Annotated in this window: 1 rRNA gene; it reads right to left on the minus strand. The window is 49.8% G+C overall.

Annotation, left to right across the window (positions count from 1 at the left end):
* Window positions 1-255: ribosomal RNA gene (locus NJD71_RS13855) — 23S ribosomal RNA — on the minus strand; the annotation flags it as partial.

Here is a 255-nt window from a genome sequence, read left to right on the forward strand (position 1 = left end):
TACGCTAACCCCATCAATTAACCTTCCAGCACCGGGCAGACATCACACCCTATACGTCCACTTTCGTGTTTGCAGAGTGCTGTGTTTTTAATAAACAGTTGCAGCAGCCTGGTATCTGCGACTGCCAGCAGCTCAAGGAGCAAGTCCTATCACCACCAACAGCGTACCTTCTCCCGAAGTTACGGTACCATTTTGCCTAGTTCCTTCAGCAGAGTTCTCTCAAGCGCCTTGGTATTCTCTACCTGATCACCTGTG

This window comes from Psychrobacter sp. PP-21, from assembly GCF_033790785.1.
In the GTDB taxonomy this organism is placed as follows: Bacteria; Pseudomonadota; Gammaproteobacteria; order Pseudomonadales; family Moraxellaceae; genus Psychrobacter.